Annotated in this window: 19 protein-coding genes; 15 read left to right on the plus strand and 4 right to left on the minus strand. The window is 58.4% G+C overall.

What is annotated here, in order from left to right; all coding sequences use genetic code 11:
* The first annotated feature begins 41 nt into the window (after positions 1–41).
* The 6 genes from SIB38_RS07330 to arsJ all read left to right on the plus strand — a co-directional run bounded on the left by SIB38_RS07330 (position 42) and on the right by arsJ (position 5,097).
* Positions 42–509: an Lrp/AsnC family transcriptional regulator gene (locus SIB38_RS07330; protein ID WP_294119413.1), complete on the plus strand. Its 468-nt coding sequence runs from the start codon at positions 42–44 to the stop codon at positions 507–509.
* Between the two features lie 98 nt (positions 510–607).
* Positions 608–940 carry an ArsR/SmtB family transcription factor gene (locus SIB38_RS07335; RefSeq protein ID WP_412551709.1) on the plus strand — a complete coding sequence of 111 codons (333 nt, stop codon included), beginning with the start codon at positions 608–610 and terminating at the stop codon, positions 938–940.
* 13 nt (positions 941–953) lie between these two features.
* Positions 954–1,502 carry an arsenate reductase ArsC gene (locus tag SIB38_RS07340; RefSeq protein WP_294119411.1) on the plus strand — a complete coding sequence of 183 codons (549 nt, stop codon included), beginning with the start codon at positions 954–956 and terminating at the stop codon, positions 1,500–1,502.
* Positions 1,499–2,557: an ACR3 family arsenite efflux transporter gene (gene arsB / locus SIB38_RS07345; protein ID WP_294119410.1), complete on the plus strand. Its 1,059-nt coding sequence runs from the start codon at positions 1,499–1,501 to the stop codon at positions 2,555–2,557. Before SIB38_RS07340 ends, arsB begins: the two co-directional genes overlap by 4 nt.
* Before the next feature lie 106 nt (positions 2,558–2,663).
* Positions 2,664–3,674, plus strand: coding sequence for an ArsJ-associated glyceraldehyde-3-phosphate dehydrogenase (locus tag SIB38_RS07350; protein WP_412551710.1), 1,011 nt, complete (start codon positions 2,664–2,666; stop codon positions 3,672–3,674).
* Positions 3,675–3,840: 166 nt separating this feature from the next.
* Positions 3,841–5,097, plus strand: a complete 1,257-nt coding sequence (gene arsJ / locus SIB38_RS07355) for an organoarsenical effux MFS transporter ArsJ (RefSeq protein WP_294119407.1) — start codon at positions 3,841–3,843, stop codon at positions 5,095–5,097.
* A gap of 163 nt (positions 5,098–5,260) precedes the next feature.
* On the opposite strand, the gene SIB38_RS07360 is transcribed toward arsJ, so the two are convergent.
* Complete coding sequence (locus SIB38_RS07360) at positions 5,261–6,919, minus strand: adenylate/guanylate cyclase domain-containing protein (protein WP_412551711.1); 1,659 nt, start codon at positions 6,917–6,919, stop codon at positions 5,261–5,263.
* Positions 6,920–7,514: 595 nt separating this feature from the next.
* Complete coding sequence (locus SIB38_RS07365; RefSeq protein ID WP_412551712.1) at positions 7,515–8,564, minus strand: hypothetical protein; 1,050 nt, start codon at positions 8,562–8,564, stop codon at positions 7,515–7,517.
* A gap of 380 nt (positions 8,565–8,944) precedes the next feature.
* Between SIB38_RS07365 and lepA the strand changes: the two genes are divergently transcribed.
* From lepA to SIB38_RS07400, 7 genes are all read left to right on the plus strand, one after another.
* Complete coding sequence (gene lepA, locus SIB38_RS07370) at positions 8,945–10,747, plus strand: translation elongation factor 4 (protein ID WP_412551713.1); 1,803 nt, start codon at positions 8,945–8,947, stop codon at positions 10,745–10,747.
* 363 nt (positions 10,748–11,110) lie between these two features.
* Complete coding sequence (locus SIB38_RS07375; protein WP_412551714.1) at positions 11,111–12,109, plus strand: hypothetical protein; 999 nt, start codon at positions 11,111–11,113, stop codon at positions 12,107–12,109.
* An 887-nt stretch (positions 12,110–12,996) separates the two neighbouring features.
* Positions 12,997–13,239, plus strand: a complete 243-nt coding sequence (locus tag SIB38_RS07380; RefSeq protein ID WP_412551715.1) for a hypothetical protein — start codon at positions 12,997–12,999, stop codon at positions 13,237–13,239.
* A gap of 104 nt (positions 13,240–13,343) precedes the next feature.
* Positions 13,344–13,736 (plus strand): rhodanese-like domain-containing protein, encoded by a 393-nt coding sequence (locus SIB38_RS07385; RefSeq protein ID WP_294119399.1) that lies wholly within the window; start codon positions 13,344–13,346, stop codon positions 13,734–13,736.
* 181 nt (positions 13,737–13,917) lie between these two features.
* Positions 13,918–14,187 carry an acyl carrier protein gene (locus tag SIB38_RS07390; protein WP_294119398.1) on the plus strand — a complete coding sequence of 90 codons (270 nt, stop codon included), beginning with the start codon at positions 13,918–13,920 and terminating at the stop codon, positions 14,185–14,187.
* A complete protein-coding gene (locus SIB38_RS07395; RefSeq protein WP_294119397.1) occupies positions 14,184–15,398 on the plus strand; it encodes a beta-ketoacyl-[acyl-carrier-protein] synthase family protein in 1,215 nt (404 codons plus the stop codon). The genes SIB38_RS07390 and SIB38_RS07395 overlap by 4 nt, the downstream gene beginning before the upstream one ends.
* Positions 15,385–16,164, plus strand: a complete 780-nt coding sequence (locus SIB38_RS07400; RefSeq protein ID WP_294119395.1) for a MaoC family dehydratase — start codon at positions 15,385–15,387, stop codon at positions 16,162–16,164. Before SIB38_RS07395 ends, SIB38_RS07400 begins: the two co-directional genes overlap by 14 nt.
* A 3-nt stretch (positions 16,165–16,167) precedes the next feature.
* Here the strand turns inward: SIB38_RS07400 and SIB38_RS07405 are convergent, their stop codons facing one another.
* A complete protein-coding gene (locus SIB38_RS07405; protein ID WP_412551716.1) occupies positions 16,168–16,551 on the minus strand; it encodes a DUF3307 domain-containing protein in 384 nt (127 codons plus the stop codon).
* A gap of 232 nt (positions 16,552–16,783) precedes the next feature.
* On the opposite strand from SIB38_RS07405, the gene SIB38_RS07410 reads away from it, so the two are divergent.
* Both SIB38_RS07410 and SIB38_RS07415 read left to right on the plus strand, forming a co-directional pair.
* Positions 16,784–19,795 (plus strand): cyclic nucleotide-binding domain-containing protein, encoded by a 3,012-nt coding sequence (locus SIB38_RS07410; protein WP_412551717.1) that lies wholly within the window; start codon positions 16,784–16,786, stop codon positions 19,793–19,795.
* Positions 19,796–19,899: 104 nt separating this feature from the next.
* Positions 19,900–20,490 carry an imm11 family protein gene (locus SIB38_RS07415; protein WP_294119392.1) on the plus strand — a complete coding sequence of 197 codons (591 nt, stop codon included), beginning with the start codon at positions 19,900–19,902 and terminating at the stop codon, positions 20,488–20,490.
* Between the two features lie 23 nt (positions 20,491–20,513).
* Here SIB38_RS07415 and SIB38_RS07420 read toward each other — a convergent pair whose 3' ends face one another.
* A complete protein-coding gene (locus SIB38_RS07420; RefSeq protein WP_412551718.1) occupies positions 20,514–22,112 on the minus strand; it encodes an alpha/beta hydrolase in 1,599 nt (532 codons plus the stop codon).
* Positions 22,113–22,385: the final 273 nt, after the last annotated feature.

A 22,385-nucleotide genomic window follows, 5' to 3' on the forward strand; every position in this document is an offset into this window, starting at 1 on the left:
TCTCATCGCCAAATGGTGAAATTTGTGGTCAAATGATCGGTATGAGTAAGAAAATAGACCAAATTGATCGCAATATTCTTGATGTTCTGCAAAGAGACGCCTCTTTGTCGCAACGCGAAGTTGCTGACCGCGTAGGTCTGTCGCAAAACGCCCTGTGGCGGCGATTGAAAAAGCTTGAGGAAGAGGGCGTGCTTTTGGGCTCACGCATGCGCATCGATCCCACGGCGTTGGGCCTCGACCTGACCGTCTTTGTCATGGTGCGTACCCGCAATCACTCCATGGAATGGGCCGAAGGGTTCAAGGCCCATGTGGCGCGCATTCCTCAAGTGGCGGAGATGCATCGGATTGGCGGTGACTGGGATTATATGTTGAAAATCATCACCTCGGGCATGTCGGGCTATGATGCCGTCTACCGCCGCCTGACCACCGGCTATGAGCTCGACACGGTCACAGGCTTCTTCTCCATGGAAACCATGCTTGAAGATCGCCCTGTCGACGTTTTTGGGTAACCAAAGTCCAAGCTGTCACAAAAGTTTCATCGCTGCTGGCCAGAAAACCGGCATGAAATGCTTGCGACTCACCAAATCATATCCATACTTCATGAATTATGGATATGACATCAGCCCTCACCGCCTTTTCGGCCTTGTCCCAGCAAACCCGCCTGGAAGCTTTCCGTCTTTTGGTGACGGCCGGTGATGCAGGCATGAGCGCCGGGGACATCGCCGAGGCCTTGGACGTGCGCCAAAACACGCTTTCGGCCAATCTTTCGGTGCTGCTGCAAGCGGGTCTTGTGCGCAACCAGCGCGAGGGCCGCGTGATCCGCTACTTTGCGGACATGGACGGCATGTGCGGGATGTTGGGGTTTCTTCTGCAGGACTGCTGCGGCGGTCGGCCAGAGCTGTGTCAGCCACTCATTGAAGACCTGACTTGTGGGTGCTGAAGGAGCGCACAAAATGACCGACAAAACTTACAACGTGCTCTTCCTTTGCACCGGCAACTCCGCCCGGTCCCTCATTGCTGAAGCGGTGCTTCAGAGGGAGTCCATGGGGCGCTTTAAAGGCTATTCAGCCGGGTCATCCCCCAAAGAGGCGCCGCATCCCTACACATTGGACCTGCTGAAAGGTCTCAATCACGACGTAGGATTCGCCCGCGCCAAAAGCTGGGACGAGTTCGCCAGTCCAGACGCGCCAGAAATGGATTTTGTCTTCACCGTGTGTGATCTAGCCGCTGCCGAAACCTGCCCGCTCTGGCCGGGCCAGCCTATGACGGCGCATTGGGGCTTGCCAGATCCGACGCAGGTGCAAGGCTCTGAAGCCGAAAAGCGCGTGGCCTTCTCGGAATCCTATCGCATGTTGCGAAATCGGATCTCCGCCTTTGTGAACCTTCCGATGGCGGGTCTGGATGCTGTCGCCTTGCAAAAGAACCTGGATGTGATTGGCGCAAATGAAGAGCCAGAAGACATCCTCACCGCCATTCGCAGATTGATGGGAACCGCAGCATGAGCGATCACAGCGCAGAACTTGACGCCGGTCTTGGCACCTTTGAACGCCTGCTGTCGCTTTGGGTGGCCTTGGCGATTGTCGCCGGGCTGGCCTTGGGCAGCCTGTTCCCAAGCCTGTTTGGTTGGCTCGCCAGTCTGGAGGTCGCCTCAGTGAACCTGCCAGTTGCCGTGCTGATCTGGGCGATGGTCTACCCGATGATGGTTGGGATCGATTTTGGCGCATTGGCAGACGTTGGCCGCAAGCCTAAAGGCTTGGTGATCACACTGGTGGTCAACTGGCTGATCAAACCTTTCACCATGGCCGCGCTGGGCGTGTTGTTCTTCGAGGTCATCTTCGCGCCGTGGATCGATCCGCAAACCGCCAGCGAATACCTCGCGGGTGTGATCCTGCTGGGCGCAGCGCCCTGTACCGCCATGGTCTTTGTCTGGTCTAATCTGGTGCGCGGCGACGCCAATTACACGCTGGTACAGGTCAGCGTGAATGACGTGATCATGGTCTTCGCCTTTGCCCCCATCGTGGCTTTCTTGCTGGGCGTGACCGACATCACCGTGCCTTGGAGCACCCTTTTGTTGTCCGTGGTGCTCTACATTCTCCTACCGCTGGCCGTTGGTGTTATCACCCGCAACCGTTTGATGGGGCAGGGGGGCGAGGTCGCCGTTGATGCCTTCCGCGACAAGCTGCGGCCCACGTCTGTTGGCGGATTGCTGCTGACTGTGGTCCTGCTTTTTGGATTTCAAGCGCAGGTGATCCTGAGCCAGCCGCTCAATATCCTGTTGATCGCGATCCCGCTGTTGATCCAAACCTACGGCATCTTTTTCATCGCTTACGGCGCCGCGCGGCTCTGGAAAGTCCCGTTTGAGGTGGCCGCCCCCTGTGCCTTGATTGGGACGTCCAATTTCTTTGAGCTGGCGGTGGCGGTTGCCATCTCTCTCTTTGGCCTCGGCTCTGGCGCCGCTTTGGCCACCGTCGTCGGCGTGCTGGTCGAAGTGCCCGTCATGTTGTCTCTTGTTGCATTCGCCAATCGCACTCGTGGTTGGTTTCCTCCTTCACCTTAACCTTGGTTCGGGCTGCCAGCCCGGACCGCGCCCGACCCTCCCCACGGGAGGGCGCCTTTGGCACCCACCCAGGCTCGGCCGCGGTCCTAATTGATAGGAATTTCTGATGACCAAAATCGCAATCAATGGCCTTGGCCGTATGGGCAAGCTGGTGATCCGCAGCTTCTTTGATCTTGGCCTGGACGCCGACATTGTCCTGCTCAACGATCCCGTTGGCGACGCAGAACTGCACGCGCATCTCCTGGAGTTTGACACCGTGCATGGCCGCTGGCGGGCGGATTTTGCCTTTGATGAGGACAGCATCACCGTGGATGGCCACAAGATGCGCAAAACCGCCGCGTGGACCCTCGAAGAGTTGCCGCTTGAGGAACTTGGCGTCGATCTGGTGGTTGACTGCACCGGCGTGTTCAAATCCAACGCCAAGCTGCAACCTTACTTTGATGCGGGCGTGAAAAAGGTCGTGGTCTCAGCTCCGGTGAAAGAAGACGACGTTGCCAACATTGTCTACGGCGTCAACAGCGACACCTACGATGCGGCTACACATAAGGTCATCACCGCAGCCTCTTGTACCACCAACTGCATTGCGCCCGTGGTGAAGGTCATTCGCAAAAAGCTTGGCATTGAACAAGCCAGCTTCACCACGATCCATGATGTGACCAACACACAGGTGATTGTGGACAAGGCTCACAAAGACCCGCGCCGCGCCCGGTCTGCCCTCAACAGCCTGATCCCCACCACCACCGGCTCTGCCAAAGCGATCATCCAGATTTTCCCCGATATGGCTGGCAAAATTGACGGCCACGCCGTGCGCGTTCCGCTGCTCAATGCCTCCCTGACCGACATCGTGTTTGACGTCAGCCGAGACACCACTGCGGAAGAGGTCAATGGCTTCTTTGCCGAAGCCGCCGCTGGTGAGTTGGAGAGCATCCTCGGCTATGAAACCCGCCCGCTGGTCTCTTGTGATTTCACCAACGACGATCGCTCCACTATCGTCGATGCGCTCTCCACTCGCGTGGTGAATGGCAAACATGTGAAAATCTACGCGTGGTATGACAACGAATGGGGCTATGCCTTCCGTTTGGCTGACGTCACCCGCATGGTGCTCGCCAGCCTTTAACCCTTTGGCTCGTGCCTCTGGCACGGGCCGCGCCCGACCCTCCCCCCAGGAGGGCGCATGTGCGACGTTGCATCAATCACCTTCGTTGGTTGTTGCGCGAGTCGGGTGGCAATTTCCATTGTTCCTTGCGCCCACCTAGGCTCGGGCGCGGCCCTCAGAGACCGCCATGACCGACTCCCAGACTGACAAACCAGACGGCCTCGCCGCCTACATCACCGTCACCGCCGCCTATTGGGCCTTTATGCTCACCGACGGCGCGCTGCGCATGTTGGTGCTTCTGCATTTCAACGGTCTGGGTTTCTCGCCCATCCAATTGGCCTACCTGTTCCTGCTTTATGAGGTCATGGGCATCGTCACCAACCTCTCCGCAGGCTGGATCGCCGCGCGCTTTGGCTTGACGTCCACGCTCTACGCCGGCCTCACCATCCAAATCCTCGCGCTGATCGCCTTGGCGCAACTCGACCCCGCCTGGGGCGTGACCGCCTCGGTGATTTTTGTGATGTGCGTGCAGGGCGCCTCCGGCGTGGCCAAAGACCTCTCCAAGATGTCGTCCAAATCCGCCGTGAAACTGCTCGCCCCCAAAGTGGGCGGGGGGCTCTTCCGCTGGGTTGCCCTGCTGACCGGCTCAAAAAATGCCGTGAAAGGCTGCGGCTTCTTCCTCGGCGCCGCGCTGCTTGCCATCTGGGGCTTTCAAGCCTCCGTCTGGGGCATGGCCATCATCCTCACGGTGATCCTCGCGGGAGTGGTGATCTTCATGCCCTCCGGCCTGCCGCAAGGCTCCAAAAAGACGAAGTTCTCCCAGGTCTTTTCCAAAGACAAAAACGTCAATCGGCTCTCATTGGCCCGCATGTTCCTTTTCGGTGCGCGCGACGTCTGGTTTGTGGTCGGCATCCCGGTCTACTTCAACGCCGTGCTGTCAGACGGCACCGCGGAAGGCCGCCGAGAAGCCTTCTTCGTCATCGGCATCTTCATGGCGGTGTGGATCATCCTTTATGGCGCGGTACAAGGCAACGCCCCGCGCATCCTCAAAGCTGCCAACGCCACCACCGATGAGGTTGTGCAAAAGGCGATCAACTGGGTCGGCTACCTCACCCTGATCCCGCTGGCCCTCACCGCCGCCGTGCTGCTGCTCGACACCTCCAACGCGCTCACTGCCATCCTGATCCTGGGGCTGCTGATCTTCGGCTTTGTCTTCGCGGTGAACTCTTCGGTACACAGCTACCTGATCCTCGCCTTCACCTCGGACGAGCGCGTCACCATGGATGTGGGCTTCTACTACATGTCCAACGCTGCAGGCCGCCTTTTGGGCACGTTGCTCTCTGGTGTCAGCTATCAGATCGGCGGGTTGTGGCTTTGCTTGTTCACCGCAGCGATCATGTCCGCGCTCAGTTGGCTCGCGGCGAGACGGCTGCGCACTCTTTAGCCCGGAAGAAAGGCCGCAGGCCACCGGGCATCGCCCGACCGCCCCCATGGGCGGGCGATTTTGCAAGTGTTTGGCACATCTATTCTGTGTGGCGAATTTGGCAGGTCGCTGTGGCTTTTCTTTGAGGGCAGGTCGCCCACCCGCGGTCGCGCGACGTCCTAACTCAAACCGGCTCCGCTTCCGGGTGCAGCGCGTCGTTCAACCACGCCAAATCGTCGGGCAGTGCCAACCGGTTGATGGCCACCGACGGCGCCTTGGGTAGGTCCGCCGCCGCCGCCCGCGCGGCCTTGAGGCCAACGGTATCACCGGCCTTCTGACAGGCCAAAGCCTTCAATAGCTGAATACCACGATCCATCGGGCTCACATCCGCCGCCTCAAGCGCAGCCACATGTGCCGCCTCCGCCTGACCTGCGCCCAAAAGCACTCGGGCGTTGAAACACAACCGGTTGATGCGGAACGGGTCCTCACTGCCCATCTCTTCATAGGCACTCAGCGCATCCAACGCGCCTTCATAGTCGCCTGCCAAAAACGCCTTCTGGGCAATAAGATCCACTATGCCAATGAAGTTCGGGTTGATCTCACGCGACCGCGCAATGTCGGACGCCGCGCCCTGCAAATCACCCAACACTTTCAATCGGTATGCCCCACGCGCCCAGAACACAAAGTCGCTGGTGGGGCATTCCGCCACCGCCACATCGAGGTCTTTGCCCATCTGTGTCAGCACTTCGGGCTCCAGCTGTGAAAACTTCACAGCGCTCAGGTTCAACCGACTTTGTGCCCGCATCGCCAGCGACATGCCGTCCCCGGGGCTCAGCAGAACCGCCCGGTCCAGCGCCGCCAGCCCGTCCTCCCAGCTTGGAATGGTCTGTTTGAAAAACATCGACGCCGCCCGCGCCCGCAGCTCTGACACGCTCAACTGGTTCAGGCTCAGATGCGCCAACCGGTCGCCATCCCGTTGGATGGTCTGCAAACGCACATCGCCCTCAAGCCGTGGCATCAACTCGTCGACAAAGGCAAAGGGATCACTTGGATCACCCTCATAGGTGCCGGTCCATAGCGTTTGCATTTCTTCGCGCAAGATCAACGACATGGTGAACCGCGCCCGCGTGCCAGCAACCCGCAGCCGCCCCCGGATCAGGAAATCCGGCGGGGTCGCCTCAAGGCTTTCCGTGTCCACGGTTGTCACCCCGGTGCGTTTCAGCGACAGCTGCACCAACCCATCGTGCAGATCATCGGCAATCGCCGCATTGTCCGGCGTTTCCGGCGCCGCCACAAACTGCTCAAACCCCACCGACGGCAAGGCGCCCTTGTCCGGCGCAGTAGTCAGGTTGGCAGGCCGCCACTGATACAGGCGGATCGGCTTGGCAATGTTTTTCAGATTGAACACACCCACGTCTTTGAGCTCTTCCTGCCGCTCGGCAGAGAGCGCCTGAAACAGGTCTTCGCTGAACATCGCCCCACCGGGAGGCGCTTCGGTTTCAATCCGCTGGGCAATGTTCACCCCATTGCCGTAGAAATCCGCCTCATCCTCGACAATCTCACCGATGTGACAGCCAATGCGCAGCTTGATCACCTCATGCTCCGCCAGGCTGCTCTGCACCTCTTCGGCACAATCGAGCGCCTCTTCCACGCTGGGAAAGGCCAGGATCCAGCCGTCGCCCATGCGTTTGAGCACCTCGCCGCCGTGATCCTTGGCGACAGGTTCCAGATGTTTCTTGCGCAGCTCCTGCACCGAGGCCACGGCCAGTGCCTCGTCCTCGCCCATCAGGGCCGAATACCCTACCAAATCCGCACACATCAAAGTGGTCAATCGCCGACGCATGAATGTCTTCCCTGACAATAAAGGGGGCGCGTGTTGTTGATCCCGCGCGTGCCCCAACCCTGGCCCAGAATCTTGGGTCAGAAAAGCGCGTTATCAAGGGGGATGCCCGGAAATTCCCGGCAGGTCCACGCACAAAGCCTGTGCGGGACGGCGTCCTTAGAGGCTGGGGTGGGCAAAGGCCAGCGGTTTTGTGTTCACAAGTTTGTGGGGGAAGGGGGGCTTGGACCTCGAGTACCCGACACACTCCCAGCCAAGGTTTTCTGTGCGCCAATCCGCCAACCTTCAAACCGTCGCGCTCAGCGTGACGGATCGCACCCGACCCCGCCCCCCAGGGCGGGTGCGATTTCGCGACGTCTGCGCTAGACGGAATGTGTGGAATGCGTGGACAGAGACGCGCCAAACGGAGAGCCGCCCTCGGGATCGGGTGCGATCCTTAGTTGCAGCTTGCCTTCAGCGGCAACAGTACGGCTCGGCAAAGCCGCGCCGCGCCCCATTGCCGGCAGGGCCTTGCGCAGCAAGGTCCCGAGAGGGACCCTCCCCCCAGGAGGGCGCTTTGCACCCACCTAGGGTCGGGCGCAGCTCTCTCGATCTTCTCTCAAACGTCGATACTGGATAGCAGCGGCGGCTGAGCCGGTGGGGCAGTTTCCGCGTTAGCGCGCAACAACTCAGCCACGTAGTTGCGGAAATTCTCCAACGTCAAATCGCTCGGAGCCACACCAAAGAAATAGCCCACACTCACTGCCGCGCCGCTCCAGAACAATGGGCTGCCAATCGTTTTGCCAAAGGACTTTGCGGCCTCTTGGGAAATGATCCCTTTCAATGCCTTGCTTTTGGCAACGGCCAGTTCCCCTTCCAGTTCAGTCACTCTTGCATGCAGCATCGAAATCTCGTCTACAAGCAGGCTTTCTTTCTCGCCCTCGTCGGTTTTATTGCCAATCACACGCGCAATGGCTTTGAAGTGCCGTGGCAGCGCTTCAAGGTGTTTTAAATCCTCCGGCAAACAGTTCGCCGGGGCATCTCGCAAGTAATCTGAAATTGCACGCTCAATCGTTTCCGCACCATTGAGAGCGGTTGCCGCCGAAAGTACTGGGTTCGTCAAAAAGTGCCCTACGTGTTCTCGCAGCGCCTTCTCTTCCAAAGGCGCTGGGCCGCCGAGATTTGCTTCGATCTCACGAATAGCCGCTGCAACCGCTTCGGCACCGGCATCCCAAACCGCGTCGTCAATCAAGGCCACTTGAGTTTGCAGCGCCCAATCAAGTGGCCGACCAATGACAAAACCTTGGTACCATCTGCGCCAAAACTCGAAGGCTTCACCTTGCTGGAAAGTTTCAAACGCCGAGTTTTCTGGAATATGATTTCGCCAAGCGTCGTCGGTAGTCCACAATGGTTTTCTGAATATATCCTTGTCGCCGTCTAAGCAGTCGCGCGCGGTCTCGTTGGCGCAATGTTGCGCGACGATTTTGTATGCATCGTTCTGAGTTGTAGAAACAGCAATCGCAGCAGAAAATTGTTGCTGCCTCGCCTCATTGGAAAAGCCTGCTGCTAAATCTTGTATGGCGGCAAGCATCTCCGTTCTGTCACCGGATTTTAGCGCAGTAGCAACCATGAGTGACCCGGAGCCGGCGGCTATAACTAGCTCATCCAAGCGTGTTTGCTCAAAGACTGTCCTAGCTGATGCTCCTCGGTCAATGGGTTTGGCTCGTAGCAACGCTATGCAGCGAACGAGAACCCTGCAAACCTTCAATTGCTCTGCACTCAAGTCACGACTCGATCGAAGAGTTGGTTCGAAAAAGGACCTCAATCCTGCCCTTACAACGACGTCTTGGCACCTATGGTGCGACAGCGTTTCGAAAACGTCTTCGACCTCTCTGAATGCCTCTTCAAAGACGCCATCAATAATAAGTTTGGTCGAAGCGCTAATTTCTAACAAAACTGCCTCACTCAAGTCGAAATTCAAGTAATAACCCGCTCCGCACCCTACAGCGCTGCTTGACCAACGCAAGATTCCCCCTCATATCCCGCAACATGAGCACCGATCTGTCCAAAATCCGCAATTTCTCCATCGTGGCCCACATCGACCACGGTAAATCCACCCTTGCTGACCGCCTCATCCAAGAGACGGGCACGGTGGAAGATCGTGACATGAAGGAACAGCTGCTCGACAGCATGGACATCGAGCGCGAGCGTGGCATCACCATCAAAGCCAACACCGTGCGCATCGACTACAAAGCCGATGACGGCGAGACCTATGTCTTGAACCTCATCGACACCCCCGGTCACGTCGACTTTGCCTATGAGGTCTCCCGCTCGATGAAAGCGGTCGAAGGCTCGCTCCTGGTGGTGGACAGCACCCAGGGTGTTGAGGCGCAGACGCTTGCCAACGTTTATCAGGCCATCGAAGCCGACCACGAACTGGTGCCTGTGCTCAACAAGATCGACCTGCCCGCGTCCGATTGTGACCGCGTTGCGGAACAAATCGAAGACGTGATCGGCATCGACGCCACCGGCGCCATTCAGGTCTCCGCCAAAACCGGCGTTGGCATCCACGAAACACTCGAAGCCATCGTGAAAGAACTCCCCGCGCCCGAAGGCAACATCGACGCGCCGCTCAAGGCGATGCTGGTGGACAGCTGGTATGACGCTTACTTGGGCGTGATCGTGCTGGTGCGCATCATGGACGGCACCCTGAAAAAGGGCCAGCGCGTCAAGTTCATGTCCAACGGCACGCTGCACAATGTGGACCGCGTCGGCGTCTTCCGCCCGGAGATGCAGATGGTCGACAGTTTGGGCCCTGGCGAGATCGGCTTCCTCACCGCCTCGATCAAACAGGTGCGCGACACCCGCGTCGGGGATACCATCACCAACGACCGCCACGGCACCGAAGAGGCGCTGCCGGGCTTCAAACCAGCCCAGCCGGTGGTCTTCTGTGGCCTCTTCCCGGTGGACAGCTCGGAATTTGAAGACCTGCGCGACGCCATCGACAAACTGGCGCTGAACGACGCGTCTTTCTCGTTTGAAATGGAAACCTCCGCCGCGCTGGGCTTTGGCTTCCGCTGCGGCTTCCTGGGCCTGTTGCACCTCGAAGTGATCCGCGACCGGATCGAGCGGGAGTACAACATCGAGCTCATAACCACCGCGCCGTCGGTGATCTATCACGTCTACACGAAAGACGGCGAGATGATCGAGCTGCACAACCCTGCTGACATGCCCGACATGTCCAAGGTCGACCACCTCGAGGAGCCGCGCATCAAGGCCACCATCCTTGTGCCGGACGAATACCTCGGCGACGTGCTGAAACTCTGCCAGGACCGCCGCGGCATCCAGGAAGACCTCACCTACGCCGGCACCCGCGCGATGGCGGTCTATGACCTGCCGCTCAACGAGGTGGTGTTTGACTTCTACGACCGCCTAAAATCGGTGACCAAAGGCTATGCCTCCTTTGACTATCAGATGACCGGCTACCGCGAAGACAACCTCGTGAAGATGTCCGTGCTGGTGAACGACGAGCCGGTCGACGCGCTCTCCATGATGGTGCACCGCGACCGCGCCGAAATGCGCGGCCGGGCGATGTGTGAAAAGCTCAAAACCCTGATCCCGCGCCACATGTTCAAGATCCCAATTCAGGCGGCCATCGGCGGCAAAGTCATCGCGCGCGAGACATTGTCAGCCCTGCGCAAAGACGTGACGGCCAAGTGTTACGGCGGCGACGCCACGCGAAAACGCAAGCTTCTGGACAAGCAGAAAGCCGGTAAGAAAAAGATGCGCCAGTTCGGGAAAGTCGACATCCCGCAGGAAGCATTTATTAGCGCGCTCAAAATGGACGACTAAGTCGTCCAGTTTCGAGCGCGAGTGCGCGGAAGCGAAGGCAAAGCCTTCGCGGGCGCACCCCGGTCCTTAAGGCACACAACACCTGCCCCAATCCTCCAAAGGCCGCTCAACCGAGCGGCCTTTCTCTTTGTCCAACCTCAGTCGCATGGCCACCGCCCGCAAGGATCGCGCCCGACCCCGAGGGCGGCAGTCCACTTGGTACAACCCTGTCCGCACATCCTCCACGTCCCGTCTGTTGCAGCCTTTGCAAAATTGCACCCGCCCTGGGGGGCGGGGTCGGGCGCGATCCGGATCAGAGATCCGGGTGATAATGTGCTCAACTTACTTAATGATATTTCGGAAAACTTGAGGGTAGGCTAATTGTTGTCCGTTGCTGGCGGTCTCGATTCAAACACCGACAGCTTTGCGTTTCTGTTTCTTGTTTTTGAGGGGATGAAATTGGATCAAATCACGAAGCTTGTCGAATGGACAAAGCAAAACCATAAAACAGTTTCACTCTATTTTTACGTCATTGCCGCTCCAAATGCTTTGTTTTGGAGCTTCGTCTGGTCAATTGGCGGTCCATTGGAGCAAATGGTCGACGCTCGTTTTTTTTACGGCTTTTTCTTCGAGCTTGGTTCGATAATCTTGTTAACTTCTGCAGCTTCTGTAGCTGTTTACTATTTTTCAGCCGTAGTGGTTTTGAGTTTACCAATTGGGGTTTTCAAACGCAGCGTGGTACGTCGATTCCGTCGGCACCTATTGTTTGAAACCTCAACAAAAGTTTTGATTTGGTTGGTAGTGTTTTCGTACTTCTATTTCGGTGCAGCTTGGATTGCGCCGATTGTGATCGCGAGCTTTCTCGGCTGGTTTTGGTACGACATCGAGAAAGCGGTAGCTCCAACTTGGTACGAGAAAAAATCTACAGAACTCGACTTGGGTTATTTGCGCTTCTCGGACAAAGTTCGCGCCAATGGACCACCGATTGGAATGACGGAAGATGAGGCTCTCCGCTACGGTTGGATGCTTTTACGTCGGAGGTTTAAGTCGACTGGACCGAAGGTTGAGACGAACTGGGAGGTGTCTTTAAAGGATTTGCGAAGGCTTAAGCGCGAGCAACAAATTCTTGGAAGAGTGTTTTCCGGGCTGGTTCTTGCGGCAGTCCTAATTCTTCCTTTCTTCGCCGGGAGCTGGCGAGCGTATAGGGTTGAAGAGATGCCGCCAGTAGAACTTTCTGTCAGTTTAAATGGAGGGACGGTCAAATTGGAAAGGACCATAATCGGCAAATCTAGAGACTTTCTTCTAGTATTGGACCGCAGGACATCTGCCGTAACCGCGTTGCCGCTTAGCTCTGTAAGCGTTGCTCCACTAGTCGGCGATTGAACCGGTTTAGGTTTGTGGTGAAATTGGAGCGGAATTGGTTTCAATACACCCACTTTCTGCAACTTGTTTTACAGGTTAAAAGCCTGTGTCTTGCACAAGCAGCGCCTATGGGCTCCGTCCGTTCAAGCCTGAATTGATCCACCGGATCAATCCGGGCAGCGCCCGACCCTCCCCACGGGAGGGCGCTTTCAGCACCCACCCAGGGTCAGGCGCTCCCCTTTGTTGCGAGCCGCAACCCTCAAAACACCCGACAGACGCGTGCACCCCGCCACGCGCAACCTGCCCAAACCCAATTCCGCCCGTGGCGCCGCCACAAAATTCCATCCTTCCCCAAATCCCCCACAACGCACACCTTTCCCAACCCATCCCCAGCTTATCCACAGGAAATCCCCAAGCTTCCCCAATGGCTTACCCCCAGCGGCTTTCGTAAAACTGTCACTTTTTTCTTGCCCGACTCGGCCCTCCTGACCCACCATCAAGTCAACGCAAGGGATCGCAAGATCCGGCGCGGGACGCTGAGGTCTTCCGGAGAGGGCATATGCCCGCCAGTGACTGGCGCGGGGAAGGGACGGCTAGCCGGAACAGACCTCGCAAGGCGCGTTTGATGCCTCGTTTGAGGCCCACCACAACGCGTCGTCCACGCTGGACTATTCGACGGATCGCTGGCCGAAATGCCTGTGAGATCAGGCCGCCCTCATCCTACGGCGGCGGGGTCTTAAGGCAGGAAGGCGGCACACGCCTGAGCGGTGGCCGATGGGAAGAAGGGACAACACCACGCGGACGGATCGCACAACCCAGTGCGCCTCACCTGCAAGGTGCTTTGATCATCGGTTTGGGGGGAGGTGATTGTCCTCTTGCCAGAAGCGGGCTCCATAGGGGCTGCGTTTGTGGCGATAGGCCAAGCAGATCCCGCTGCACTGGCCCGGATGGGCTTGCCCCATCTTTGGGGCGGGTTGGGACTGGTCCCGTTTGGGGCTGGCCTGTGGTCTCGCTATGAGGCCGCGCAAAAGGGACAGCGCGAGATGAATGCGCGTGACGGGTGGGGCAACCTGCTTGGAGGGCCATTCAAAACGAAGGCGTCAGGTCGTGGGCATGGGTCGTGTTTTGACCCGCTGCCGTCCATCACCTGACGCCTTCTTTCTTTTCTGATCTCGGCGCACGGATGCGCGATCCCCTCTTAACAGGGCGCGTCGCTGTGCCTAACCTCATTGCAGACACATCAGAGGAGTTCCCCATGCCGACCACCGCCGCCGACCTTCTGCAAGCCGCCCATGCGGTTGTCCCGAAAATCTCCGCTGCTGACGCGCAGGCCAAAGTTGCCGCCGGGGCGTTGCTTTTGGATGTGCGCGACGCGCCAGAGTTGGCCGCCAATGGCCGCGCCGAGGGCAGCCACCACATCCCGCGGGGCATGCTCGAATTCCGCGCCGACCCGGCGACACAGTTCCACGACCCGGAGCTGCAGTTTGAACGCGCTGTGATTTTGCACTGCGCCTCCGGCGGCCGCGCTGCGCTGGCGGGCAAGCTGCTTAAGGACATGGGCTATCAGGAAGTGTACAATCTTGGTGGATTCAAAGACTGGGTCGAGGGCGGTGGCGCTGTGATCGAGCCGGTTGACCCCGGTATGTGAGCTGACGTGGACGTCAAATTTTGCACTGTCGCGATACCGCCCGGATACCGACGCAATACCGACGTGAAATTTGGCGCAAACTTCCGTCTGGAAAATTCCCTTTTAGCCGCCTAAACTTGACGGGCTCGCCAGATTTGCGCGGGCCTTTTGACCAAAGATTTTACAAACTGGAAGAACACCTATGAGCACCAATCGTGAGACGCTGACCAAAGAATTGCTCGAACTGGTCGCGCAGGAAGGCATGGTGGAACCTTCTGAAATCACACCAGAAAGACCGCTTGAGGAGCTGGACATTCAGTCCGCGGACTTTGTGATGATCCTCATGGCAATTGAGGAAAAATACGGCGCTTATGTCTCAGTGGACAATGAGCTGACCGACGTTGTGACGGTGCAGGATCTGTTAAACCTCGCGATCTCCAAAATCGAAGCGCATCAGGCCGCAGAGGCGTGAGCCGCGTCGTCGTCACCGGCCTCGGCGCCGTTTCCGCCTGCGGTCTTGGCGCGGCCAAATTGATTGAGGCCACGCAGACGGGGCGCTCCGGTGTCAAACCTATTTCATTTGACGATCTGGATGCGCAACGGGTTAAAACGGCTGCGCGTTTGTCTGAGACTGATCTGGCGGAGGTGTTGGGGGAAAAGCCGCACCGCATGCGCGAACCTGTGGTGGAATACGCATTATCTGCTGCACGTGAGGCCGTAGCGCAGGCTGGCCTGTCTGAGACGCATTTTGGCGAGGCTTGTGGTGTCTCGATTGGGTCTGGGTTTGGTGGCGGGCAGACACTCAATGTCAATTATATGAAGTTTGGGCGAGAGGGGTCGATGCGCTTGGATCCCATGTCTGTGCCCAAAATCATGAACAACGCCGCCGCCAGCTGGGTCTCCATGGAGTTTGGCGCAACCGGTCCGGCGCTGTGCCTCGCCACCGCCTGTTCGTCGGGCAGCCAGTCCATTGGTATGGGCTATCAGATGATCGCCTCTGGCCAAGTGGATCGCTGCCTAGCTGGCGGTTCGGAAGCCTGTCTGGAAAGCGGCGTGTTTCGAGTCTGGGAGCTGCTTCGGGTGATGACGGCGGATGTGAACCGCCCGTTCAGCAAAGACCGCAATGGCATGATCCTTGGCGAAGGCGCGGGGGTTCTGGTGCTGGAAAGCCTGGAAAGCGCTGAGGCACGCGGGGCGGCTATCTTGTGTGAACTGGTTGGCTTTGGCACCAACTCCGACGCCGGTGATCTCTTGCGCCCCGATCCCAACCGCGCTGCCGCCTGTATGCGCATTGCGCTCAAGTCCGCGAGCCTGACGCCTTCGGACGTCGGCTATGTGAACGCCCATGGCACCGGCACGGTGGCCAATGACGTGAACGAGGTGACGGCGCTGCGCGACGTGTTTGGTGATGATCTAGACGGGCTGGATGTCTCCTCCACCAAGCCCATCCACGGCCACGGGCTTGGCGCGGCGGGCGCTTTGGAAATGATCGTCGCCATCGGCGCGTTGCAACGTCAATCGGTGCCGCCGACTATCAACTTCACCGAGGTCGACCCCAAGATCGGCCTTGATCCGGTTGCCAATGTGGCCAAGCCCAAACCGTTGGGTGCCGTTATGTCCAACTCGCTGGCGTTTGGTGGCATCAACGCAACCTTGATTGCCAGGGCCTATGCCCCAAATTGAGATGGGCGCAGACCTGCGGCAGTTGGCAACCGGTGTGGCCGAGAGCGACAGCGCAGCTTTGTCCGAGTTGACCGCTGAGCTCCTAAAGCTTCCTGCCAAAGCCATTCGGCTCTCAACCCGCGCCGCCTTCTTGCTGGGCGATCCCGCGCTTGCGGAGGTTCGGGGCAACCTCACTGCACAAGCCGGCACGTTTGCTGTTCATGAAAGCCAACGGATCACTGGGATATCCAACCAATCCTTGTCAGCGGGGGCAAGTGTTTTGGTGTCCACTCAAGCCGACGCCAGATCGGCGCGCCTGGGCTTTCAGATTGAGGACACAGAGGCTGCGCTTGAAACCCGCGTCCGCTTTCTGACGCCAGAGGCAATCCGCGCCCTGTCCGCACCCGAGCTTCAGACCAACATGCTGGGGCAGGGGGCACAAACCTTTGCGACATTGCCGCTCGCCGCAACCCATATCGCGCGCTACACCACATTGGCGCACGATCCAAATCCGCTGCACGTAGACAAAGCCGCCGCACAAGCGGCCGGTTTCAAGGATGTGATTGCGCCGGGCATGTTGCTGTGTGCCTTGGCGGAGATGGCTTTTGCGCAGACCAGTCCCAACACCCAAATCCAAGACCTCCGCGCCCGCTTCTTGTCGCCCGCGTTGGTCAATACCTCGGTTCAGGTGGTCGTTTCGCAAACATCAAAAACAAAATCGCGGGTGTTTGTGGTCAGCGAAACACAAGACATCCACGCCATCGTGGACATTTTCACCGCCGCCTAACCCTCACTGACAGGCGTAATAGGCCCAGATCATCACCAGATAGGTCAGTTGATGCAGCGCCTGATCGGTGCCCATCGCGTACCAGTAAAGCGGTTGATCCGGGGTCAGGTTGCGGTTCACCGAATAGCGCGCCTTGGCCCAGTCAATGTGGAAATGCACAATGAACTCCACCAGCACCATCCAGAAAATCAGCATTGGGCTGGCACCAAACACGGCCAGAACAAGGATCGAGAAAACCGCATGGATGCCCGCGTGCTGCGCGCGCCCCATATGCCAGTATTTCTCGCGGCCCATGATCATCTTGGCGTTCTGCAGGAAAAAATCCGCCACCAAGTGTTTGATCTGAAGTGCCGCGACCAGCAACAACACTGTCGTGATCTGGTCCATAGACCTCGCCCCATCCTAAGTTCTGAAAAGAGACTAGCGGTAGAATCAAGGAACAGCAAACCTCTGTTTTCACTCTAGCAAACTTCGATTAAGAATCCGTTTGAACAGGCCCCACTTCGGTTGGTAGCATTTGCCGAATGGGACGGCGCGGACCCCGCGCTGCAAACCGGGAGTAGACGGTATCGAACGCTCATTATTTGCCTTCATCTGGAAGTATTCAAAACGTGACCAGATGGTGCTTCTGGTCCTGACGGTCTGTCTTTTTCCGTTGCAGTTCCTGACCTTGGAGCTGCCCAAACGCATCATCAACGACGCGATTGATGCGGACACCTCCTACATCGACGTGCTCAATTGGGAGATGACGCAGGAAAACTACCTGATCATGCTCAGTGTTTTGTTTCTGCTGGCGGTCTTGTTCCACGGCCTGATGAAAATGCGCATCAACACCATGAAAGGAGTGCTCTCGGAACGTATGCTGCGCCGCTATCGCTACACGCTGATTTCCCGCATCACCCGCTTCCCGCAGCCCTACCTGCGCCGCACCTCTCAAGGCGAAATGGTCAGCATGGTCACAGCCGAGGCCGAACCGCTTGGCGGCATGATGGGCGACGCAATCAGCCTGCCGGTGATGCAGGCCGGGCAAATGCTCACCATCCTGACCTTCCTGTTTCTGCAAAACGTCTGGTTTGGCCTCGCGGCAATCGCGCTGATCCCCTTGCAGGCCTGGCTCATTCCCAAGCTGCAACGTCAGATCAACCTCTTGAACAAAGACCGCATTGTGCAGGTCCGTCATCTCGCCGCTGAAATTGGCGAAACCGCCACCGGCACGCCCGAGCTGCGCGGCAACGGCGGCTGGCGCTTCCGCCTATCGCAAATCACCCGCCGTCTGGGAACGCTCTTCCTGATCCGCCTGTCGATCTACAAGAAGAAGTTCTTCATGAAGTTCCTCAACAACTTCATCACCCAGCTGACGCCGTTCTTCTTTTACCTCGTGGGCGGCCTTCTTGTGATCCGCGGTCAAGTCACCCTCGGCGCGCTTGTGGCGGCTTTGGCGGCGTACAAAGACCTGTCTTCGCCGTGGAAAGAACTGCTGAACTACTACAACCGCGTTGCCGATCTGTCCCTGCGGTGGCACTTGATCGGCGATCGTTTTGGCCCATCCGGTATGGTGGATGAAGAGCTGATCGACAATGAGCCCGACGACATCCCACGCCTGACCGGCGACATCGTTCTCAAAGACGTCTACGTCCGTGACCACGATGGCGACAGCGTGTTGGAAAACATCTCCACAACCGTGCGCCAAGGCGCAGTGATCGGCATCCGCTCGCAAGACGCCGAAGAGCGCCGGGCCGTGGCCGAGCTGTTCACACGTGAGATCACGCCTTTGAGCGGCTCGCTCTCCATTGGCGACGTCAAACTCAACGACCTGCACCAACGCGTGATCGCCACCCGCGTGGGCTACGCCGACCCGTCGCCCTACGTGTTTGAAGGCACCTTTGGCGACAACGTGCTGATGCCGCTCAAGCAAAAACCGCTCTCCGATCTTCCCGACCCCATGGGCGAGGCGGAAGAGAAAAAACGCGCCTATGAATCCAGCCGCACCGGTAACAGCGCCGATCGTCTGTTCTCGGATTGGGTCAATCCAGCGCTTGGTGATCTGACCAACGAAGACGATGTGCACGCCTGGTGGGTGAAAGTCATGGACGCCACCGGCGCGGGCAATGCCCTGTTCCGCAAAGGTCTGGACCAACCCTTTGCTGAGAGCGACCACCCGGAATTGGCGCAAACTCTTGTCGATCTGCGCCCGCAAATCCGCGCGGCGCTGGACAAGGCAGGCCTCACCAAATCCTACTTCCGCTTTGACCGCGAGCAGTACAACCCGGCCCTGCCTGTGGCCGCCAACCTGTTCTTTGCCACCCCGCGGCAGATGATCACCGATGGCCGCGAAGAGCGCATCAGCGAGTTCCTGAAACTGCTGCAAGAGCTGGGCATCGAAGAGAGCATCCTGCGCATGAGCCGCGAAGTGGTGGAAATGCTGAACCAGACCTTTGGCGTGGACGGCACCGACCACCCGCTGTTCCAGCAGCTTGGTTTTGATCCGGATGACTTCACCCGCAATGTGGAGCTATTTGCCAAGAGCCGTGATGTGCGGCTGGCCAATATGACACAAGAAGAGCTGGAGCAGATGATCTCGCTGCCGCTTCTTGTGTCGGCAGAACGCATCGGCGCGGGCTTTAGCGATGAGCTCAAGCAATCCATTTTAGAACTGCGCCATTCCGAGGCGCAAAAGCTGTCAGAATGGACCGCCGTCTATTTTGCCCCCCTGCGCGAAGACCGCTACGCTCCCGGCCTGACGGTGCTGGAAAACGCGATCTTTGGCAAACTTGCCGCCTCTGCGGGCCCCCGTGCCGAGCAAATTCGCGACATCGTTGCGCAAACACTGGCAGAAGCCGGGATGAAACAAGAGGTGGCCGAGCTGCTGTTTGCCGTGCCCACCGGCATTGGCGGCGCAGGGCTGCCCTCTGCCTTTGCCGAACCGCTCGCCATCAGGCGCGCGGCGATCAAAAAGCCCGATGTGATGATCCTCAACCGCTGTCTTGCCAACTATGAGGAAGGCCAGGCCGCTCATACCATCGCCAACCTGCGCGAACTGCTGCCCAACACAACCTTCCTCTATCTGGAGGAAGAGTTTGAGGACGCCGACAGCTTTGATCTGGTGTTGGAGCTGGAACACGGCCGTCTGAAAGACAGCGGTGTGGCTGCGGTGGACGACACAGATAACGCCGCCAGCGCCGACCTGCGCCGCAAAATGCGCGCGCTGGCTTCGGCCGATATGTTCAACGGGCTGTCCCGCCGCCAAATGCGTCTCTTGGCCTTTGGCGCGCAATGGCACAGCGCCCCGGCGGGCGAGTACGTCTTCCATATGGGGGATGATCCCTCTGATGGCGCCTATCTGATCCTCGAAGGTGAGGCCGGTCTGGGCTATCGCACGCCGGACGGCCAATCCCATGTTGTGGCCGAGGCGGGGGCGGGCACGCTGGTGGGCGAACTGGCCCTGATCCGCAAGGAAAAGCGCGCGCTGGACATGTATGCCAAATCCGATCTGGAAATGCTGCGCTTGGGCGAAAGCGAGTTTATGGCGGTGGTCGAAAACGACGCTTCCACCGCCTTCCGCATCCTGCAAGCGGTCTCCGGCTATGTCGGCGCGCCAAAGCAAAGCAACAGTGAAACTGAAGACGCCTGATCGGCACGGTCAGGCGGGAATGGTAGGGTATCGTGACACATCCGAAAGTCTGGGAGTCACTTCTGCTATATGACTCACGTAACGTGAGGAACATCTACTTTCAAATGCCGACGGATCATGAGCCTGAATCCTTGGATTGGACAAATGTCTTTGTGGATTTTCGGCGCAATTTTTTTAGTTTGGGGCGAGGTGCGTTGAGTGCTGAAGTGTTGCCGTTGTTTTCTTTCTGGCGCTACAAAGATGAGCCAAGAAAGAAGCGCGATAACCTCCCCGATGCATTTACGGTGCATTTGGGCATTCCAATCGTGTCTGGACATATGAAGGCGGTCTTGGAGCGGTTCGACCTTGGCGACACGTCTTTTTACCCAATTAAGCTCTATGAGTTTGACCAAGTAACACAGCGCCCCGATGACCTCTATATTTGGGATGTTCGCAACGCCGTGAGGGCACTGGTGCCCGAAAAATCAAAGGGCATACTGGACTTACTTGGTCACGGTACCACATGGGATATGTTTCCCGAAAAGGGGAAGTTTCTTGCCTTGGATGAAGCGTGCATTCCCGATGTTGACGTCTGGATCGACCCCCAGATTGAGAGTCGACTCTTTTTCTCAGACCGGCTCCGCACTGCGCTGCGACAGGCGGACCTAAGCCTGCGCTGTTTTGGCTGGCGTGCATGTAAGTTGGTGGCGCGCTGACAGGTGCCCCCCTTTTCCACGCGTTACTTTGCTCCGATCTCATTGCGGCATCCAAGCCCAACCCCAAGGTCACAATGTGCGCGTAGCCGCTTTGTGTCTGCGCGGGTCCATCCCGCCGGCGCCGTGACTTCGGCCCAAGGTGAAATGTAATCCCGCGCATAGTAGGCATGGCCGTGGCCGGGCGGTGCGCCAAAGGACAGCGCCATATCCAACGCCAACTGGAACTGGGTGACAATCGGAATGAACACCAGATGGCGGGAGACATCCTCGGCAGGCGGATCGTTCATCCATTCCGGTGCTCGAAATAGCGAGAACGGATCGTAAAACACAATCGGATCGCTGGAGTACTGCAAAAAGGCAATCCGCATCCGCCCCCAGGGGCCGGGGGCTTCGGAGGCATCGTGGAAATGGTTGGCATAGCGCACCAGAGAGCCTGTGCCCAACTCCGGCAACACCCAGGAGCTGTCCGAGTTGCGCGCGTTCTGAATGGTCTGCCAGAAACGGGAGGGGAACGGCGGCCCGGCCCAAAACGCACCGTTGATCGGATCATCCAGCAGGCGGAACAGGTTGGTGGCATACATCGACGACCAGGCTCCAAGGCTGAGCCCATGGGCATACAGCCGGGGCCGCGTGTCTTTGGGCAAGGTCTCCCAATACTCATGCACCACTTCCAACAACGCTGTCGCCTGATCCAGCCCGGTGCGGGTTTCCAAAATCAGTGCCAGCGGCGACTGCAAATAGGAGTACTGCACACTCACCGTGGCGATGTCGCCATTGTGCATATACTCCACCGGATCATGGGAGCCCGGATCCATCCACCCGGTGCCGGTTGGGCTGGTGACAATCAGCACCTCGCGTTCAAACGCCTTAACGCGGATCAGCTCCGCCAAAGCCAGCTCTGCGCGCTCTCTGGGGGTCTCGCCATTGGCACGCCCGACATAGACCCGCAGCGGTTCTTTGGCGGGCTGGCCGGTAAAGGCGGAAATCGCTTTGGCAGTGGGGCCGGTCAAAACAAAGTCCCGACCGGGCTGCCCCATGGCGGCCCAATCAATCAGCGACGCGGTGGAGCCAGATTGATGCGCATGAGGGGGTAGGGGCGGGGCCACGTCAAACAACTCCTGCGCCGCCTCATAGCTCTGATCCAAGGAAGCCACGACCCGGTCAAAAATCCCGTCCCGTGTGACAACAAACAGAATGGCAAAGACAGTCACCACACCCAGCACATTGGCGCGGCGCGGCGGCATGATGCGATAGAACTTCGCCCGCACCCAACGGAACAGCGCGGCCACCAATGCCCCCACCGCATAAAGCCCCAGAAAGGTCAGCGATGTGAGCGTGATCAGGCGGGCCAGGTGTCGCCCTTCCACCGCCTCCATATCCATCTTACCGCGCAGTTCGTTTTGCCATTCCAAACTGTAGACCAAGATCCAGATCGTCAGCGCAATCACGGCAAGTGTCAGAAGGGTATCAAAGACAGTGCCAATGCGGCCGCTAAGGCGCGGTAAATCCGCCGCTTGCCAGATCAGGCTGAGGGACTGCCCCAGCAGATATCCAATCGCAATGATCACGCCCCCCAGAATACCCTGTTCCACCGCGCCTCTGGGAATAAGGGAGGGCGTCATAGAGGCGGCAAAGAACGCAAGCCCCAGCAAAAAGCTGCGGAGCGAAAAACGAAAAATCCAACGGCGCAGCCAGGTCAAAGCAGTGTCCTTTAGGTGTGGTATCCCGAGCAGACTAATCTCTCTTTCTCCAAACAAAAGCGTCTTCGCGGCTGAGGAGGCAAATTGGTCGATGACTGTACCACATCTGCGTGGGGTGTTGCCTCACGCCAGGAGGGACGACCTGTCTCTTCACCTATTGGAAACGACAGTCTCTTTGCCCTTTTCTCTGCACCT

The sequence above is a fragment of the Shimia sp. MIT910701 genome (assembly GCF_047126315.1).
GTDB lineage: Bacteria > Pseudomonadota > Alphaproteobacteria > Rhodobacterales > Rhodobacteraceae > Shimia.